Here is a 17,928-nt window from a genome sequence, read left to right on the forward strand (position 1 = left end):
GAACCCCATGACGCAGAGATCCCCAGGCCGGCGAAGTGCCGACCTGGGGAATCTCCGGGACCGGGGACCGTGAGACCCCGGCGCACCCGACCTCGCGGTTTAGATGTCGAAGTAGAGCTCGAACTCGTGCGGGTGGGGGCGGAGCTGGAGGGGCGCGATCTCGTTGGCGCGCTTGTAGTCGATCCAGGTCTCGATCAGGTCGGAGGTGAAGACGCCGCCGGCCTGGAGGTACTCGTTGTCGGCCTCGAGGGCCTCGAGGACCGCGGGGAGCGAGGTCGGGACCTGGGCGACGCTCGCGTGCTCCTCGGGGGCGAGCTCGTAGAGGTCCTTGTCGATCGGCTCGGCCGGCTCGATCTTGTTCTTGACGCCGTCCAGGCCCGCGAGGAGGAGCGCGGAGAAGGCGAGGTAGGGGTTGGACGACGGGTCCGGCGCGCGGAACTCGACGCGCTTGGCCTTCGGGTTGGAGCCGGTGATCGGGATGCGCATCGCGGCGGAGCGGTTGCGCTGGGAGTACACGAGGTTCACCGGGGCTTCGAAGCCGGGCACCAGGCGGTGGTAGGAGTTCACCGTGGGGTTGGTGAACGCCAGCAGCGAGGGGGCGTGCTTGAGGATGCCGCCGATGTAGAAGCGGGCGGTGTCGGACAGGCCCGCGTAACCCTGCTCGTCGTAGAAGAGCGGGGTGCCGCTCTGCCACAGCGACTGGTGGACGTGCATGCCGGAGCCGTTGTCACCGAAGATCGGCTTGGGCATGAAGGTGGCGGTCTTGTTGTTGCGCCAGGCGACGTTCTTGACGATGTACTTGAAGAGCATCAGGTCGTCGGCCGCGGCGAGCAGCGTGTTGAACTTGTAGTTGATCTCGGCCTGACCGGCGGTGCCGACCTCGTGGTGCTGGCGCTCCACCTGGAGCCCGGCCGCTTCGAGTTCGAGGGAGATCTCGGCGCGCAGGTCGGCGAAGTGGTCGACCGGCGGGGCGGGGAAGTAGCCGCCCTTGTAGCGGACCTTGTAGCCGCGGTTGTCCTCGGTGGCGCCGGTGTTCCACGCGGCCGCCTCGGAGTCGATGTGGTAGAACGACTCGTTCGCGGAGGTCTGGAAGCGGGCGCTGTCGAAGACGTAGAACTCGGCCTCGGGACCGAAGTACGCGGTGTCGGCGATGCCGGTGGAGGCGAGGTACGCCTCGGCCTTCCTCGCGACGTTCCGCGGGTCACGGCTGTACTGCTCGCCGGTGATCGGGTCGTGGATGAAGAAGTTGATGTTCAGCGTCTTGTCCCGCCGGAACGGGTCGACGCGGGCAGTCGACAGGTCCGCGCTCAGCGCCATGTCGGACTCGTGGATCGCCTGGAACCCGCGGATGGACGAGCCGTCGAAGGCCAGTTCCTCGGTCGGGTCGAACGTCGAGACCGGGACCGTGAAGTGCTGCATCACGCCGGGCAGGTCGCAGAAGCGGACGTCGACGAACTTGACGTCCTCGTCCTTGATGAACTTGTTGACGTCGTCGGCGTTCTGGAACATCCAACTCCTCCTAGGCCCGGCCCCGCGGGTCGGGTTGGCGATCGAGATGTGCGGCCAGTGCGGTGGCGCACACTGCCCTGACCTTAGGGATCAGGGATTTCTCCAGCATGACCCATTTGTTTCGCAGAGGTTAACCGCGATGCCCCGGAATCGCCCCCGGCCGCCCGCCGCCCAGCGCCCGCAAGGGCAGCCGGGAGGGGCGTCAGGTGCCCGCCCGGTGGTCCGTTCGTGCGCGGGGTTACCGTGGATGCCGTGGACAACAGGGAAGTAGTGGGATCGTGGCTCTCCGGGCCGCGCGCGGCCGCGGAACAGATGGGCGTGGAGTTCGGCTACCGCGGTGAGCGGCTGGGCCTGCCCGAGGACGGACCGGGGTCCATCGCGTCCATCGGCCGCCGGGTCGCGGCGATCTTCATCGACTGGGTGCTGTGCGTGGTGATCGCATACGGCCTGATCGCTCACCGTAATGTGCACACCGCGAACAACTGGGCGCTCGTCGTCTTCGGCGCGGTCAGCCTGATCGGGCTCGCGCTGGTCGGCAGCACCCCGGGGAAACTGATCACCCGGCTGAGGGTGATCGGCGTTGACGGCCGCCGGCTCAGCCCGCTCGCCGCGCTGATCCGTACGGTGCTGCTGCTCCTGGTCGTCCCGGCGGTGGTCTGGGACCGCGACACCCGGGGGCTGCACGACAAGGCCGCCAAGGCGGTCCAGGTCCGGATCTGACGGCGGGACGCGGGAACGGGAACGCGAGGACGGGAACGCGAGGACGGGAACGCGGGAGCGCGCCCCGGGAACGCGGAAACGGGAACGCGAGGACGGGAACGCGGGAGCGCGCCCCGGGAACGTGAGAACGGGAACGCGCCGACACGAACAGCGCGGGCGCACGAAAAGGGGCGCCGGGATCTCCCCGGCGCCCCTTCGGCGTGTTCGGCTTCGGCAGGCGAAGCGGCTCGGCTTCCGACGGGCGACGCGCTCGGCTCCGACGGGCGAAGCGCTCAGCGCCCGCGCGGCATCCGCATGCCCTTCGGCATCGGGCCCTTCGGAATCGGCATGTTGCTCATCAGGTCCCCGAGCGCCCGCAGCCGGTCGTTCACCTCGGTGGTCTTCGGACCGCTCAGCGACCGCGGCAGCCGCAGCAGCGTCGTACGGATCTTCTTCAGCGGAAGCTGGCCCTCGTCGTCACCGACGATGTAGTCGTGCACCGGCACGTCGTAGACGACCCGGGCGACCTTCTTCTTCTCGGCGGCCAGCAGCCCCTTCACCCGGTTCGGGTTGCCCTCGCCGACCAGGACGATGCCGGCCTTGCCGACCGCCCGGTGCACGACGTCCTGGCTCTTGTTCATCGCCACCGCGGGGGTCACGGTCCAGCCCCGCACGTTCTGCAGCACGGCGGCTGCCGCGCCCGGCTTGCCGTCGAGCTGCCCGAAGGCGGCCCGCTCGGCACGGCGGCCGAAGACCACCGCGGTCGCCAGCAGGCCCACCAGGAGACCCAGGATGCCCGCGTAGATGGGGTGGTTGATCAAGAAGCCGAGGGCGAGGATGACACCGAAGGTGACGATTCCCACAGCCGCAAGGACAAGACCGATCTTCGAATCGGCCTGCCTGGTCATCTTGTATGTCTGGACGATCTGCGCGAGCCGTCCAGAACTGCTCTCGGATGTTTCCTTCCTCGCCATGTGGCAAAGGATACGTGGCCTGTCGGTACGCCGTCACCGCGGCCGGGCGGCCCCGCCGCGCTCCGCGCCCGCGAGCGCCGCGATCTCGTGCTCGGCCTCGCGCCGGTCCTTGGCGCGCTGCCGGTCCGCCACGACGGCCGCCCACGCGTTCCTGCGGGCGGTCTGCTGGCCGCCGCTCAGCAGAAAGGTCTCCACCGCGCGCAGCGCGCCCGCCACCGGCACCGCCGGCGCATGCCGCTGACCGCGGCGGAAAAGGGGCCGGCGGCCGGTCAGGAGGCGGCCGGGAACGTGCACCTGCTCGGACGACGACGACATGGCGTCCCCTCGGGAGGAAGGAGGAAGGCGGTGGACGGAGCGGGAAGAGCGGCGGTACGGGTCTGGCGGCAGTACGGGGCCTGGCGGACGTACGGCGGTGCGGGACCTACGGGCGGTGCGAAACCCTGCGGTGCGAAACCTGCGGTGCGGGACTTGCGGAGGGCCCTGCGGAGCTACGGAACGCGTGCGGTGCGGGACCTACGGCGGCGCCGCGCTGCCCGACACGACAACGGTGCGGCGAGAACAAGTCTCGCCACACCGTGTTACCAGCCGGTGACCTTCCGGTCAATCGCGTATGAAAGCCGCACCGCCGGCGTGTGCCGGGGCGTCCTGGCCGGCCCGCCGGTCGATGGCCTGCTGGAAGAGCCGCCCGGCGCGGTATGACGAACGCACCAGCGGCCCGGACATCACACCCGCATAGCCGATCTCCTCGGCCTCCTCCTTCAGCTCCACGAACTCCGCCGGCTTCACCCAGCGCTCCACCGGGTGGTGCCGCGCGGAGGGCCGCAGGTACTGCGTGATGGTGATCAGCTCGCACCCCGCGTCGTGCAGGTCCTGCAGCGCCTGGCTGACCTCCTCGCGCTCCTCGCCCATCCCCAGGATCAGGTTGGACTTGGTGACCAGGCCGGCCTCGCGGGCGCGGGTGATCACCTCAAGCGAGCGCTCGTAGCGGAAGCCGGGGCGGATGCGCTTGAAGATCCGCGGCACCGTCTCCACGTTGTGCGCCAGGACCTCGGGGCGGGCGCCGAAGACCTCGGCGAGCTGCGCGGGCTCGGCGTTGAAGTCGGGGATGAGCAGCTCGACCTTGGTACGGCCGCCCGCGCGGTCCGCGGTCATCGCGTGGATGCGCCGGACGGTCTCCGCGTAGAGCCAGGCGCCGCCGTCCTCCAGGTCGTCGCGGGCGACGCCGGTGATGGTGGCGTAGTTCAGGTCCATGGTGAGCACGGACTCGCCGACCCGGCGCGGCTCGTCGCGGTCGAGGGCCTGCGGCTTGCCGGTGTCGATCTGGCAGAAGTCGCAGCGCCGCGTGCACTGGTCGCCGCCGATGAGGAAGGTCGCCTCGCGGTCCTCCCAGCACTCGTAGATGTTGGGACAGCCCGCCTCCTGGCACACGGTGTGCAGGCCCTCGCTCTTCACGAGTTTCTGCATCTGCGTGTACTCGGGACCCATCTTCGCCCGGGTTTTGATCCACTCGGGCTTGCGCTCGATGGGGGTCTGGCTGTTGCGGACCTCAAGGCGCAGCATCTTGCGTCCGTCGGGTGCGACTGCAGACACGACCGGCTCCCTCTAAAGCTTCGATTCTACGGCGAACACCAGCGTACGCCCGTACTTCCCACGGCTCATCATCGATGCAACCTGCGGCATGGACGGGGCATTCCCGTCCCCGCCGGGCCGCCGTCCGCCCGGCACACACCGCGCCGGGCCGACGCCGTCCGGTCGGCTCACACCGCGCGGGGCAGCGGGACGGCCGTGCCGAGCACCGCGGTGAGGTGCTTCTCGACCACCGGCAGCACCTCGGCCACCGGCACGTCCCGGCCCAGTTCGGCCGAGAGCGAGGTGACGCCCGCGTCGCGGATGCCGCACGGCACGATCCGGTCGTACCAGGTGTTGTCGGGGTTGCAGTTGAGCGCGAAGCCGTGCATGGTCACGCCCTTCGCGACGCGGATGCCGATCGCGGCGAGCTTGCGGTCCTCGCGGCGCTGGCCGGCGTTGGAGGGGGCGTACTCCGGGCCGTTCAGCCGCGGGTCGAACTCCTCGTCGGCCAGCCGCGGGTCGAAGTCCAGGGTGAGGCCGCCCGGGCGCTGCTCCACGGGGTCGCCCAGCACCCACACGCCGCTGCGCCCCTCCACCCGCGAGGTCTCCAGGCCGAAGTCGGCGGCCACCTGGATCAGCGCCTCCTCCAGCCGGCGGACGTGGGCGACCACGTCGACGGGGCGGGGGAGCTTCATGATCGGGTAGCCGACGATCTGGCCGGGGCCGTGCCAGGTGATCTTGCCGCCGCGGTCGACGTCGACCACGGGGGTGCCGTCGAGGGGGCGCTCGTTGTCGGCGGTGCGGCGTCCGGCGGTGTAGACCGGCGGGTGTTCGAGCAGCAGGCAGGTGTCGGGCACCTCGTCGAGGAACCGGGCCGCGTGCACACGGCGCTGCTCCTGCCACGCTTCCTCGTACTCGACGGCGTCGGCGCCGAACCCCAGGTGGACGAAGCGCAGTTCGCTCACGGCTACTCCTACTCCTCTGCGGTACGCGACGGAGGCGCGTTGCCGGCCACGGCTGGTGGTGCGGCCGGGCGCACCTCAGCCACTGTACGGCGGCGCGCGAAGCGGCCGTGCCGCGGGCCCTGCGCGGCCGGGGGCCGGCCCCTTCCCGACCGCCGCCGCGAACGCGATCCCGCCGCACAGGAACTGTCCGGAATGCGGCCAGTTGTAGTCCATTCGGGCGAATATACGGCTCTTACGGTGAGCTTCCCGGCACTGACCGTTACATTCACGCCGTTCTTGAGACCGCCCAGAGGAAGTGGACCGTACTGCCGATGACGGACCGCCCCACGCAGCGAACGCCGAACCTTCCGACCAGCGCGGCGCCCCGCCAGGCGCGTACCGAACGGCAGAACCGAGCCAACACCAAACTCGCCGAGATCATCGCGGAAGCAGGCTTCTCGCATGCGGGACTCGCCCGCCGGGTCAACCAACTCGGCGTCGAGCACGGCCTCGACCTGCGCTACGACAAGACGTCGATCACCCGCTGGCTGCGCGGGCAGCAACCCCGGGGCACCACGCCGGCGCTGATCGCGGAGGTCTTCACGCAGCGGCTCGGCCGCCGGCTGGCCGCGCCCGACCTCGGGCTCGACGCGTGCGCGCCGGTCTACGCCGGGCTGGAGTACGCGGCCACGCCCGAGGAGGCGGTGGACATCGTCAGCGGGCTGTGGCGCAAGGACACCGGGAACCAGGCCGAGTTGCGGAAGATCGCGTTCACCCCGGCGGGGCTGGTGGTGCCGAGCCGGGACTGGCTGATCGGGCGGGCCGACGCGCGGGTGGGGCAGGGGCCGCAGCATCCGGTGGCCCCGGTGCCGTCCGTGGCGGCGGAGGCGGGCCCGGCGGACGGCGACGGGGAGCGCGCGGCCGGGGCGGAGGAGCCCGGGGGCGGGGCCGTGGCGGTCCAGGGCGCCTGGGCGGCCCGGGCCGCGCGGGTGCCGACGCAGAGCCGCGGGGCGCGCGAGGGCGAGCCGGTCGTGCTGCTCGGGGGCCATGCGGGAGCCGGGACCGGCGGCGGCGTGCCCGGTCGGGTCGGCGCGGGCGACATCGCCGCAGTACGAGCCGTCGGCGACCTCTTCCGCTCCCTCGACCACGCCTACGGCGGCGGGCACGCCCGGCAGGCCCTCGTCCGCTACCTGGAGCACGAGGCCGAGCCGCTGCTGCGCGGGTCCTACGGCGAGGCGCTCGGCCGCCGGCTGTTCGCCTCCGTCGCCGACCTCACCCGGCTCGCCGGGTGGACCTCGTACGACATCGGGGCGCACGGTCTCGCGCAGCGCTACTTCGTGCAGTCGCTGCGGCTGGCGCAGGCGGCCGGGGACCGGGTCTACGGGAGCTACGTCCTGGTCACGATGAGCCGTCAGGCCGTCTACCTCGGGCACGGGCGCGAGGCGGTGCAACTCGCCCGGGTCGCCCAGCAGGGGGTCGGGTCGGGGGCGCCCGCGGTCGTGCACGCGCTGCTGCACGCGGCCGAGGCGCGCGGGCACGGGCTGATCGGGGAGGCGCGGGCCTGTGCGGGGGCGCTGGCGCGCGCCGAGCGGTCGCTGTCCGCCGCCCGCGGCGGGGACGAGGTGCCCGGGTGGGCGCGGTTCTTCGACGAGGCGCAGCTCGCGGACGAGTTCGCGCACTGCCATCGGGACCTGCGCCAGTACCGGGCGGCGGTGCAGTACGCCGAGCGGTCGCTGCAGCTCAGGGCGGCGGCGTACGCGCGCAGCAGGCTGTTCTGCCGCACCGTGCTGGCGTCCGCGCGGCTCGGGCTGGGCGAGGTGGAGGTCGCCTGTGCGCACGGGGTGGAGGTCGTTCGCGGGGCGAGCGAGATGCGGTCGGTCCGCGCGGGCGAGTACGTCCGGGAGTTCCGGGGGCGGTTGGAGCCCTTCCGCGACACGGTCGCCGTCCGCGCGTTCCTCGACCGCGTGGCGGCGTTACCGCGCTGATCGACCGCGTGGCCGCGTTACCGCGCTGACCTCCCCCGCCTTCCCTCCATCGCCGGGCGGCTCCACCTGTGCCTCCGGGGGCGGGCACGGGAGGTTTCCGGCCCGGGGGGACCTGGGAGCGTACGGGGGCGGGTGAGTCCACCCGGCCCCGTACGCCCCGCTCGCCACCCCGGGCCGGGATCACGCCGGGAAGCCCGTCGCGAGGTCGCGGAGTGCGGCCGCGGCGGCGCGGCGGCCGGAGAAGAGGGCGCCCTGGATCGTGGAGGTGTCGCGGTGGTCGCCGCAGACGTAGAGGCCGGCGAGGAGGCGGACCGGGCGGCGCAGGTCGTGGGGCGGCGGCATGGCGGGGACGGAGTGGGGCGTGGTGCGCAGCGAGAGGAGGTCCCAGCGGTCGGTGGAGGTGTCGTAGAGGTCGGCGAGGTGGGAGCGGATGGTCTTGTCGTCGGAGCCGTCCGGCGGGGGGCCGAGGACGACGGAGGTGACGAGGGTGCGGCCGGTGGGCGCGCGGGTGGGGTCGATGGCGGTGGCGGCGTAGGTGTGGGAGACCGGCCCGAGGCGGTCGGCGTCGAGGACGAGCACGGGTTCGCGCAGGGGCGCGGCGGGCGCGGCGTGGTGGACCACGGTGACCGGGTGGAAGCCGGGCACGCGCAGGCCCGGCAGGAGCGCGGCGGCCGCGTGGGCGTCGGTGGCGACGACCACGCCGCGGCAGGGGAGTTCGGCGCCGTCGGTGGTGTGCACGGCGTTCGCGGCGACATGGGCGGCGCGGACCCCGAACCGTATGGTGCCGGGCGGGAGCGTGGCCGCCAGCCGCTCGGGCAGGCGGGCGGCGCCGCCGACCGGCAGGCAGGCGCGGCCGCGGGCGAACCCGCGCAGCACGATGTCGGCGACCCGGCTGGACGTGCCGAGTTCGGCGTCGCACAGCAGCGCGGCGAGCAGCGGCCGCAGGAAGTGCTCGACGGTGCGGGGCGCGAAGCCGCGGCCGGCCAGCGCGAGGGCGGCGGTGCTCTCGGGGCGCGCGGTGATGCGGTGGGTGGGGGTGGCGGCGAGCCGGTCCAGCGCGGTGCCGAGCCGGGCCCGGTCGCGGGCGGAGCCGAGCGGTGCGCGGGCGCCGCGCGGGCCCCCGACCCGGTAGGCGTGCCCGCCGGAGCGGACGAGCGCGCCGGGGGCGAGATGGGCCAGCGGCAGGCCGCGCAGGCCGCTGGCGCGGCGCAGCTCGGGGTAGGCGGTGTTGAGCAGTTGGGGCCCGTGGTCGAGCCGGAAGCCGTCGACGGTGTCGGTGGCCATCCGCCCGCCGACGCGTTCGGTGGACTCCAGGACGGTGACGCTCAGGCCCCCTTCGGTCAGATGGTGTGCGGCGGCCAGGCCCGCCGGGCCCGCGCCGATGACGATCACATCCGTGGCGGCGGCCACGCCTTTCGGGCGTGCTGGTGAGAGCACGATGCCCCTCCCGAGGTCGGGTCCGGTCCCCGCTGGCGTCTGCGCGACGGGCGTGGCGGACCGGAGCGACGAGCGGGGGCCCTGATCCGTTGACGCACCGTCATATACCCACTGCGACCAGGTGGTCGGCAGGTGGGCTCGGCTCGCGCGAAACGCTGCTAAAGGTCATGCCCTCATCAAAGGCAAAGGATGCGGGGCGGACCGGTCCGATCCGGCCCTTTCCGGTGCGTTTTCCGGCCGCGGGCCCGCCCGGACGGCGCCGGGGCCCTCGGACCGCCCCTCAGACCCGGTTGCGCGGCGGCAGCGCCGCCTTGATCGCGTCGTCGAGGTCGGGGTGCGCGAAGGAGAACCCGGCGTCCAGCAGCCGCTTGGGGCGCACCCGCTGACTGCCCGTCACATCGCCGGCGAACTCGCCCAGCACCGCGCGCAGCGCGAACGACGGCACCGGCAGCACCGTCGGGCGGTGCAGCACCCGCCCCATCGCCTTGGTGACCTCGCTGTTGGTACGGGGCTCCGGGCCGGTCAGGTTCACCGGCCCCGACAGCTCCTCGTTGTCGATGGCGTACCGCAGCGCCGCGACCTCGTCCCGCAGCGAGATGAAGCTCCAGTACTGCCGCCCGCTGCCGAGCCGCCCGCCCAGCCCGGCCCGGAAGAACGGGAACAGCGCCCCCCACGCGCCGCCCTGCGGGGAGACCACCAGGCCGGTACGGGCGTGCACCGTACGGATGCCGGCCGCGCGCGCCGGGTCGGCCGCGGCCTCCCACGCCTGGACCAGGTCGGCGAGGAACCCCTCGCCCGCCGGGCTGTCCTCGTCCACGAAACGGTCCCCGGTGTCGCCGTAGAAGCCGATCGCGCTGCCGGCCACCAGCACCCGCGGCTTCGGGTCGAGCGCGGCCATCGCCTTCGCGATCGTGGCGGTGCCGTCCACCCGGCTGTCGAGGAGGACCTTCTTGCGCTTGTCGCTCCAGCGCCGCTCCGCGACCGGCGCGCCCGCCAGGTGCACGACCGCCTCGCAGCCGGCCAGCCCGTCGGGGTCCACGGTGCCCGCGGACGGGTCCCAGCGGACCTCTCCCGGGCCGTGCGGGCCGCGCCGGACCAGCGCGACGACCTCGTGGCCGTCGGCCGCAAGCGAGGCGGTGAGGGCGGAGCCGATCAGCCCGGAGGCGCCGGTGACTGCGATACGCATGCGGGCCATTGTGCCCGGTCGGGCCGCCGGCCTACCCGAAGCGCGCCCACAACTGGGGGAAGCGGGCCGCCATCGCCTGGTCGTCGTCGAACTCCGGGCGCTCGCCCTCCGGGCCGTCCTGCCGCGGCAGCTCCAGATCCGGCAGCCGCACACCCGTCAACTGCTCGTACGCCTCGTCGGCGGCGTACCCCAGGTCCTCGGCGTCGCCGTCCGCCTCCGGGTCGAACTCCGGTACCAGGAAGGCCAGGTCGTCGGGGGAGTGCAGGGCGCCCTCGAAGACGTGCCGGCCCTGGCCGATCAGCCAGCAGCGGAAGAAGTCGAACGCGTCCTCGTCGGCGCCGCCCAGCATGATGTCGGCGGCGCCCCACAGGTCCCACGAGAAGGCCCGGTTGAAGCGGGTCTCGAAGTGCCGGGCGAAGTCCAGCACGGCGTCCGGATCGAGCCCGGCCAGCCGCTCGACCATCAGGTCGGCGTGCTCCTCCGGATCGTCGTCCGACGCCTCGCGGGTGCTGTCGACGATCTCCCAGAACTCCGTCTCGTCCATCACGCGTACAGCTTCCCGCCCCAGGGTGCCCTGTGCAACGCGACCCCCCAGGGTGCTTGGTTGCTGTTCGGTTGCGGGACCGTCCGCCGATGGGTGGCTGGTCGCGAGGTACCCCGCGCCCCTTGGCGGATGCCCCCTTTTTCGCGGAAGGAGCCGCGCGGAACCAGAGCCGCGCGGAACCAGAGCCGCGGAGAACCGCGCGACCGGCCCACCACCGGCCGCGAGGTCCCCCGACGTACAGAACCGCACCCCCCCCGGGGGGTTACGCCGGCAGCGTGAGCTGATACGCCACGGTGCGCCGTAGGGGGCGGAAGCCCAGCGCCGCGTTCACCGCCAGCATGTGGCGGTTGTCGTCGGCGGTGTTGGTGACGACCTCGGTCACCTCGGGGTGCGCGTCCAGCAGGTGCCGCAGCATCGCCGACTTCAGCCACAGGCCGAGCCCGTGACCGCGGTGGGCGGCCACCACGGCCGTGTCGAGCTGCTTCGCGCGGGCACGGGCGCTGCTCGCGTCCCCGGCCCCGCCGTCGCCACCCTCGTCCGCCTCGGCCGGCAGCGTCAGCTTCGTGTACCCGGCCACCGAACCGTCGGCCTCGCTGATCGCCGCGTGGTTCAGCAGCCGCTCACCGCGCCGGGCCGCCAACTCCGCGGTCATCCGCACCCGCTCGGCGTCCCAGCGGGTCCTGCTGACCTCCAGGCCGCCGCTCGGCATGTCCGCCAGGGCCGCCCGGGCCGCCGCGAAGGACTCCGCGAGGGCGTCCGGCGGCGCGCCCTCCCAGGCCGCCAGCCGGTAGCCGGGGTGCGGCACGTCCGGCAGCTTCACGATCCGCTCCGGGATCTCGGCCAGCACCAGCCGCTGCCAGGTCAGCCGCAGCGCGGGTACGAACTCCCGGGTGGCGAGGAAGCTCTCCCCCGGGGTGCCGGCCAGCACTTCCGTCGACAGCCGGCGGCAGTTCTCCTCGGTCGCCGCGGCCACCACCGTGGCCAGCAGCCGCGACCCCATGCCCATCCTGCGGTGCGCGGGATGGACCGTCAGTTCCACCGACGCGAGGCGGCCACCGCCCTCGGCGGCCGGCAGCCGGAGCTTCGCCGTGGCCACGCCCTCGTCGTTCGCGCCGTGCACCAGCCACAGGGCTAAGCGACTGCCGGGACCGACGGTGGTCAGCGAGGCCCGCACATGGGCCAGGGTCGGCAGCGGGTCTCCCGGGCGGTCGTGAGCGAGCGCCGCGGACCGCACCCGGTGCCACGCGCGGACGTCGTCAGCGGTGGGGGAGGTCAGCCGCCGTTGTTTGGTAGGCATCCGGGGGAACTTAACCGGTTGGTGTAGCAGCCCGCAATCCCTTCCGGCGGGTACATTCCGCACGTCACGACGGCCGCCCCTCGGAACACGCCGTTCCGAGGGGCGGCCGCCGGACACGCCGCGTCAGGACCCGCGGCGGGGACTGCGTGAAGGCCCCGCCGCGAGCCCTGTCAGGACACTCGGTGCCTCAGAGCCCGTAGCGCTCCGCGGCCTCCTTCACCGTCTCCGGTTTGACCTCGCCGCGCCGGGCGAGCGCGGCCAGCGCCTGCACGGTGAGCGACTGCGGGTCCACGCCGAAGTGCCGGCGGGCCGCGTCACGCGTGTCGGACAGGCCGAACCCGTCGGTGCCCACGGACGTCCAGTCCTGCTCGACCCACTGCGCGATCTGGTCCGGCACCGCCCGCATCCAGTCGCTGACGGCCACCACCGGACCCGGCGCACCGGCCAGCGTCCGCGTCACGTACGGCACCCGGTCCTCGCCGCGCAGCCGCGCCGCGTCGCACTCCAGCGCCTCGCGCCGCAACTGCGTCCAGCTCGGCGCCGACCACACGTCCGCGGCCACGCCCCAGTCCTCGGCGAGCAGCCGCTGCGCCTCCAGCGCCCAGTGGATCGCCGTGCCCGACGCCAGCAACTGCGCGCGGGGCGCGTCGGCGGCGGCCGGTGCCGCCTGCTGGTAGCGGTACAGGCCCTTGATGATGCCCTCTTCCACACCCTCGGGCATGGCGGGCTGCACCTTCGGCTCGTTGTACACCGTCAGGTAGTAGAAGACGTCCTGGTCCTCGCCCTCGACGGCCGGACCGTACATCCGCCGCAGGCCCTCGCGGACGATCACCGCGACCTCGTACGCGAACGCCGGGTCGTAGGAGAGCGCCGCCGGGTTGGTGGAGGCGAGCAGGTGGGAGTGGCCGTCGGCGTGCTGCAGGCCCTCGCCGGTCATGGTGGTGCGGCCGGCGGTGGCGCCGATCACGAAGCCGCGGCCCAGCTGGTCGGCGAGCGCCCAGAACTGGTCGGCGGTGCGCTGGAACCCGAACATCGAGTAGAAGATGTAGAACGGGATCATCGGCTCGCCGTGCGTGGCGTACGACGTGGCCGCGGCGGTGAAGTCGGCGAGCGAACCGGCCTCGGTGATCCCCTCGTTGAGGATCTGGCCGTCCTTCGCCTCCTTGTAGTACAGCAGTTGGTCGCGGTCGACCGGGTCGTACGTCTGCCCCTTGGGGGAGTACAGCCCGGCGGACGGGAAGAGCGACTCCATGCCGAAGGTGCGGGCCTCGTCGGGCACGACCGGCACCCAGCGGCGCCCGGTCTCCTTCTCCCGCATCAGGTCCTTCACCAGCCGGACGAACGCCATGGTGGTGGCGATCTCCTGGGTGCCGGAGCCCTTCTCCAGGGACTTGTACGCCTTCTCCGGCGGCAGCGGCAGCGGCGCCGCCACGACCTTGCGGGCCGGCGCCGGCCCGCCCAGCGCCGCCCGGCGCTCGCGCAGGTAGCGCATCTCGGGGGAGTCCTCGCCCGGGTGCCAGTACGGCACCACGTCGGCGTCCAGCGCGCTGTCCGGTATGGGCAGCTCCAGCAGGTCGCGCATGGTGCGGAACTGCGCGCCGGTGAGCTTCTTCATCTGGTGGTTGGCGTTGCGGGACTCGAAGCCCGCGCCGAGCGTGTAGCCCTTCACGGTCTGCGCGAGGATCACCGTGGGGGCGCCCTTGTGCTCCAGCGCCGCGCGGTAGGCCGCGTACACCTTGCGCGGCTCGTGGCCGGCGCGCGAGGTCTGGAAGAGCTCCAGCAGCTTCGCGTCGGTCAGCCGCCCGCCGATCGCGCGCAGCGAGGCGTCCGCGCCGAAGAAGTGCTCGCGCAGGTAGGCCGCGTCGCTGGTGGCGTAGGTCTGGAACTGGGCGTCCGGGGTGTCCCGCAGCCGCCGGATCAGCGCGCCGTCGGTGTCCTGGGCCAGCACCTCGTCCCAGGCCGCGCCCCACAGCGCCTTCACCACGTGCCAGCCGGCCGCGCGGAACTGCGCCTCCAGCTCCTGCACGATCTTGAAGTTCGGGCGGACCGGGCCGTCCAGCCGCTGGAGGTTGCAGTTGATGACGTAGGTCAGGTTGTCCAGGCCCTCGCGGGCGGCGAGCGCCAGGGCGGCGGTCGACTCCGGCTCGTCCATCTCGCCGTCGCCGAGGAAGGCCCACACATGCGAGGCCGAGGTGTCCTTGATGCCGCGGTGCTCCAGGTAGCGGTTGAAGCGCGCCTGGTAGATCGCCGAGAGCGGGCCGAGGCCCATCGACACGGTCGGGAACTCCCACAGCCACGGCAGCCGCCGCGGGTGCGGGTACGACGGCAGGCCGTCGCCGCCGGCCTCCTGCCGGAAGCGGTCCAGGTGGGCCTCGGTCAGCCGCCCGTCGAGGAACGCGCGGGCGTAGATGCCGGGCGAGGCGTGGCCCTGGATGTAGAGCTGGTCGCCGCTGCCGGCGCCCTCCTTGCCGTGGAAGAAGTGCTGGAACCCGGTCTCGTAGAGCCAGGCGGCCGAGGCGAAGGTGGCGATGTGGCCGCCGAGGCCGAGCTTGCTGCCGCGGGTGACCATCGCCGCCGCGTTCCAGCGGTTCCAGGCGGTGATCCGCGCCTCCATCGCCTCGTCGCCCGGGTACGCGGGCTCGGCGGCGGTGGGGATGGTGTTGATGTACTCGGTCTCCAGCGGCGTCGGCAGCGCGAGGCCGCTTTCGCTACCGCTCTCCAGGGTGCGGCGCATCAGGTACGCCGCCCTGTGCGGACCCGCGGCCTTGGCGACCGCGTCCAGGGACGCGCGCCATTCCGCGGTCTCCTCCGGGTCGACGTCGGGGATCTGGTCGAGCTGACTCGGCCGGGTACGGCCTACGGCGTCAGGCATGGGTGTGTGCCGCCTTCCAGACAACGGAGGGAGGGGGTGGGAAGTGTGAGTCGGGCACGACAGGTTGCTCCCCACTGACCGACGTTACGCTTCGATCGATGATCGATCAATGGCCCGCGGGCAAGTAACTGGAGGTCGGCACGGGGTGCCAGCCTTTAAGGCACCCAGTGACAGGCGGGCTTCGCCTTGGAAACGGTGGCGGAACGGGCACGGACCCGAGCCTACCGAAGGGCGGCGGGGCTCCCCGCGGCCCTTCGGCAGCCCTACACCTGCGGGGCGCAGCTCAGCACGTGGGACTTGATCAGCTCGCCGATCCGGGGGTCGCGGGCCGTGAACGCGTCGACCAGCTCCTGGTGCTCGTCGGCGTACGCGCGCGGCGCCGGGCTCAGCCACCGCATCGACAGCGTGGTCCACACCTCGATCCCGAGCGACTCCCAGACGTGCAGCAGCACGCCGTTGTCGGCCGCGCGGACCAGTTCGTGGTGGAAGGCGACGGTGTGCCGCACCTGCGCCTCGTCGTCGAGGGCGGTGTCGGCCGCCCGGAGCGCGGCCACCTCGCGCTCCAGCGCGCTCGGGTCCTCCGCGAGGGTGCCGGCCGCCAGCTCCGCCGCGACCTGCTCCAGGCCGGCCCGCACCGGGTAGCTCTCCTTGACGTCCGCCGCGGTGAGCCCGCGCACGCGCACGCCCTTGTTCGGCGCCGACTCGATCAGCCGCAGCGTCTCCAGCTCGCGCAGCGCCTCGCGTACCGGCGTCTGGCTGACCTGGAGCTCGACCGCGATCCGCCGTTCCACGATCCGCTCGCCCGGCTTCCAGCGCCCGCTGACGATGCCGTCGAGGATGTGCTCGCGGATCTGCTCGCGCAGGCTGTGCACGACCAGATGAGGGGCGGCGGCTTGGGCCATGGGGGCGCGCTCCTTCACTGTTGCGTGCCTATGACGATACGACGCGGCGGTGCGCCTGCCGCCCGCCGGGACGTATCCGGCTCCCACGCGGCGGCCGGGACCTGCCTGGACAGCGGCGGGACGCGCCGGCGCCCCCGCACCCGGTGGACGGGGCGGGGGCGCCGTTGACGCGGTACCGCTCAGGGGCGGGAGGCGCTCACAGGCCGAGCTCGACCTCGAACTCGCCCGCCTCCAGGATCTCCTTGACCGCCGTCAGGTAACGGGCCGCGTCGGCACCGTCCACCAGCCGGTGGTCGTAGGACAGCGCCAGGTACGTCATGTCCCGGACGCCGATGACCGTGCCCTCGGCCGTCTCCACGACCACCGGGCGCTTGACGGTCGCGCCGATGCCGAGGATCGCGGCCTGGTTCGGAGGCACGATGACCGTGTCGAACAGCGCGCCGCGCGAACCGGTGTTGCTGATCGTGAAGGTCGCGCCCGCCAGGTCGTCCGGGGTGATCTTGCTGGCCCGGACGTTGCCCGCCAGCTCGGCGGTCTTCTTGGCGATGCCCGCGATGTTCAGGTCGCCGGCGCCCTTGATGACCGGGGTCATCAGGCCCTTCTCGGAGTCCACCGCGATACCGATGTTCTCGGTGTCGAAGTAGGTGATCGTGCCCTCGTCGTCGTTGATGCGGGCGTTGATCACCGGGTGGGCCTTGAGCGCCTGGGCGGCGGCCTTGACGAAGAACGGCATCGGGGAGAGCTTCACGCCCTCGCGTGCCGCGAAGGACTCCTTGGCCAGCCCGCGCAGCCGCATGACCCGGGTGACGTCCACCTCGACCACGCTGGTCAGCTGCGCCTGCGAGTGCAGGGCCTTCATCATGTTGTCGCCGATGACCTTGCGCATCCGGGTCATCTTGACCGTCTGGCCGCGCAGCGGCGAGACCTCGACGGACTTCGCCGCCTTGGGCGCGGCCGCCGCCGGGGTCGCGGCGGCCTTGGCCGCCTCGGCCGCGGTGAGCACGTCCTGCTTGCGGATACGGCCGCCGACGCCGGTGCCCCGCACCGCGCCGAGGTCCACGCCGCTCTCGGCGGCGAGCTTGCGGACCAGCGGGGTGACGTAGGCGCCGTCGCCGGCACCCGCGGCAGCCGCCGGAGCGGCGGGAGCGGGCTGGGCGGCCGGAGCCGGAGCCGGAGCCGGTGCGGGAGCCGGGGCCTGCGGGGCAGGCGCCGGGGCGGCCGGAGCCGGAGCGGCGGCCTGCGGAGCCGGCGCGGCCGGAGCCGGTGCCGGAGCAGGGGCGGCGGGAGCGGGAGCCGGGGCCGCGGGGGCCGGGGCGGGCGCGGCAGGCGCGGGAGCCGCCGCCGGAGCGGCACCGGCCGCACCGATGACCGCCAGCTTCGCGCCGACCTCGGCCGTCTCGTCCTCCTGGACCAGGATCTCCAGCAGGGTGCCGGACGCGGGCGACGGGATCTCGGTGTCGACCTTGTCCGTGGAGACCTCGAGCAGCGGCTCGTCGGCGTCCACACTGTCGCCGACCGACTTCAGCCAGCGGGTGACGGTGCCCTCGGTGACGGACTCGCCCAGCGCGGGCAGCACCACGTCGGTGCCGGACGCGCCGGAACCACCCGCGGCCGCCTGCGCGGTCGGGGCGGGGGCGGGAGCCGCGGCCTCGGTGGAGGGGGTGGCGGCGGCCGGGGTCGGCGCGGGGGCCGGCTCCGGCTCCGGGGTGGGGGCCGGCTGCGCGGCGGGGGCCGCGGGCGCCGCGGGGGCGCCCGAGCCGTCATCGATCACGGCCAGCTCGGCGCCGACCTCGACCGTCTCGTCCTCGGCGACCTTGATGGACGCCAGGACGCCGGACGCGGGAGAGGGGATCTCGGTGTCGACCTTGTCGGTCGAGACCTCGAGCAGGGGCTCGTCGGCCTCGACACGCTCGCCCTCGGCCTTCAGCCAGCGGGTGACGGTGCCCTCGGTCACGCTCTCGCCGAGCGCCGGCAGGGTTACGGAAACCGCCATGGTTGCGGTTGCTCCTA

14 protein-coding genes are annotated in these 17,928 nt (G+C 73.2%); 2 read left to right on the plus strand and 12 right to left on the minus strand.

Annotation, left to right across the window (positions count from 1 at the left end; translation table 11 throughout):
* Positions 1 to 99: 99 nt before the first annotated feature.
* Entirely contained in the window at positions 100 to 1,509 is a 1,410-nt protein-coding gene (glnA, locus tag OG896_RS29750) for a type I glutamate--ammonia ligase (RefSeq protein ID WP_329370284.1), read from the minus strand.
* A 252-nt stretch (positions 1,510 to 1,761) separates the two neighbouring features.
* On the opposite strand from glnA, the gene OG896_RS29755 reads away from it, so the two are divergent.
* On the plus strand, positions 1,762 to 2,229 hold the full coding sequence (locus tag OG896_RS29755; protein ID WP_328463150.1) for an RDD family protein: 468 nt from the start codon (positions 1,762 to 1,764) through the stop codon (positions 2,227 to 2,229).
* 272 nt (positions 2,230 to 2,501) lie between these two features.
* Here the strand turns inward: OG896_RS29755 and OG896_RS29760 are convergent, their stop codons facing one another.
* The 4 genes from OG896_RS29760 to lipB form a co-directional block, all read right to left on the minus strand.
* Positions 2,502 to 3,182 (minus strand): DUF4191 domain-containing protein, encoded by a 681-nt coding sequence (locus OG896_RS29760; RefSeq protein ID WP_328463149.1) that lies wholly within the window; start codon positions 3,180 to 3,182, stop codon positions 2,502 to 2,504.
* Positions 3,183 to 3,215: 33 nt separating this feature from the next.
* The gene (locus tag OG896_RS29765; protein ID WP_329374367.1) at positions 3,216 to 3,455 is read right to left on the minus strand and encodes a hypothetical protein; all 240 of its coding nucleotides are present in this window, start codon (positions 3,453 to 3,455) and stop codon (positions 3,216 to 3,218) included.
* Between the two features lie 327 nt (positions 3,456 to 3,782).
* The gene (lipA, locus tag OG896_RS29770) at positions 3,783 to 4,772 is read right to left on the minus strand and encodes a lipoyl synthase (RefSeq protein WP_329370287.1); all 990 of its coding nucleotides are present in this window, start codon (positions 4,770 to 4,772) and stop codon (positions 3,783 to 3,785) included.
* Between the two features lie 167 nt (positions 4,773 to 4,939).
* A complete protein-coding gene (gene lipB / locus OG896_RS29775; RefSeq protein ID WP_329370289.1) occupies positions 4,940 to 5,716 on the minus strand; it encodes a lipoyl(octanoyl) transferase LipB in 777 nt (258 codons plus the stop codon).
* 311 nt (positions 5,717 to 6,027) lie between these two features.
* On the opposite strand from lipB, the gene OG896_RS29780 reads away from it, so the two are divergent.
* Entirely contained in the window at positions 6,028 to 7,680 is a 1,653-nt protein-coding gene (locus OG896_RS29780) for a regulator (protein WP_329370291.1), read from the plus strand.
* 180 nt (positions 7,681 to 7,860) lie between these two features.
* Here OG896_RS29780 and OG896_RS29785 read toward each other — a convergent pair whose 3' ends face one another.
* The 7 genes from OG896_RS29785 to sucB form a co-directional block, all read right to left on the minus strand.
* A complete protein-coding gene (locus OG896_RS29785; RefSeq protein WP_329370293.1) occupies positions 7,861 to 9,117 on the minus strand; it encodes an FAD-dependent oxidoreductase in 1,257 nt (418 codons plus the stop codon).
* A gap of 280 nt (positions 9,118 to 9,397) precedes the next feature.
* On the minus strand, positions 9,398 to 10,312 hold the full coding sequence (locus tag OG896_RS29790) for a TIGR01777 family oxidoreductase (RefSeq protein ID WP_329370295.1): 915 nt from the start codon (positions 10,310 to 10,312) through the stop codon (positions 9,398 to 9,400).
* A gap of 22 nt (positions 10,313 to 10,334) precedes the next feature.
* Positions 10,335 to 10,847, minus strand: coding sequence for a DUF4240 domain-containing protein (locus tag OG896_RS29795; protein ID WP_329374368.1), 513 nt, complete (start codon positions 10,845 to 10,847; stop codon positions 10,335 to 10,337).
* Positions 10,848 to 11,109: 262 nt separating this feature from the next.
* A complete protein-coding gene (locus tag OG896_RS29800) occupies positions 11,110 to 12,144 on the minus strand; it encodes a GNAT family N-acetyltransferase (RefSeq protein ID WP_329370297.1) in 1,035 nt (344 codons plus the stop codon).
* Positions 12,145 to 12,331: 187 nt separating this feature from the next.
* On the minus strand, positions 12,332 to 15,016 hold the full coding sequence (gene aceE, locus OG896_RS29805; protein ID WP_329370299.1) for a pyruvate dehydrogenase (acetyl-transferring), homodimeric type: 2,685 nt from the start codon (positions 15,014 to 15,016) through the stop codon (positions 12,332 to 12,334).
* A gap of 263 nt (positions 15,017 to 15,279) precedes the next feature.
* Complete coding sequence (locus tag OG896_RS29810) at positions 15,280 to 15,918, minus strand: GntR family transcriptional regulator (protein ID WP_329370301.1); 639 nt, start codon at positions 15,916 to 15,918, stop codon at positions 15,280 to 15,282.
* A 196-nt stretch (positions 15,919 to 16,114) separates the two neighbouring features.
* Positions 16,115 to 17,911, minus strand: coding sequence for a 2-oxoglutarate dehydrogenase, E2 component, dihydrolipoamide succinyltransferase (gene sucB / locus OG896_RS29815; RefSeq protein WP_329370303.1), 1,797 nt, complete (start codon positions 17,909 to 17,911; stop codon positions 16,115 to 16,117).
* Between the last annotated feature and the right edge of the window lie 17 nt (positions 17,912 to 17,928).

The organism is Streptomyces sp. NBC_00669, from assembly GCF_036226785.1.
Taxonomy (GTDB): domain Bacteria; phylum Actinomycetota; class Actinomycetes; order Streptomycetales; family Streptomycetaceae; genus Actinacidiphila.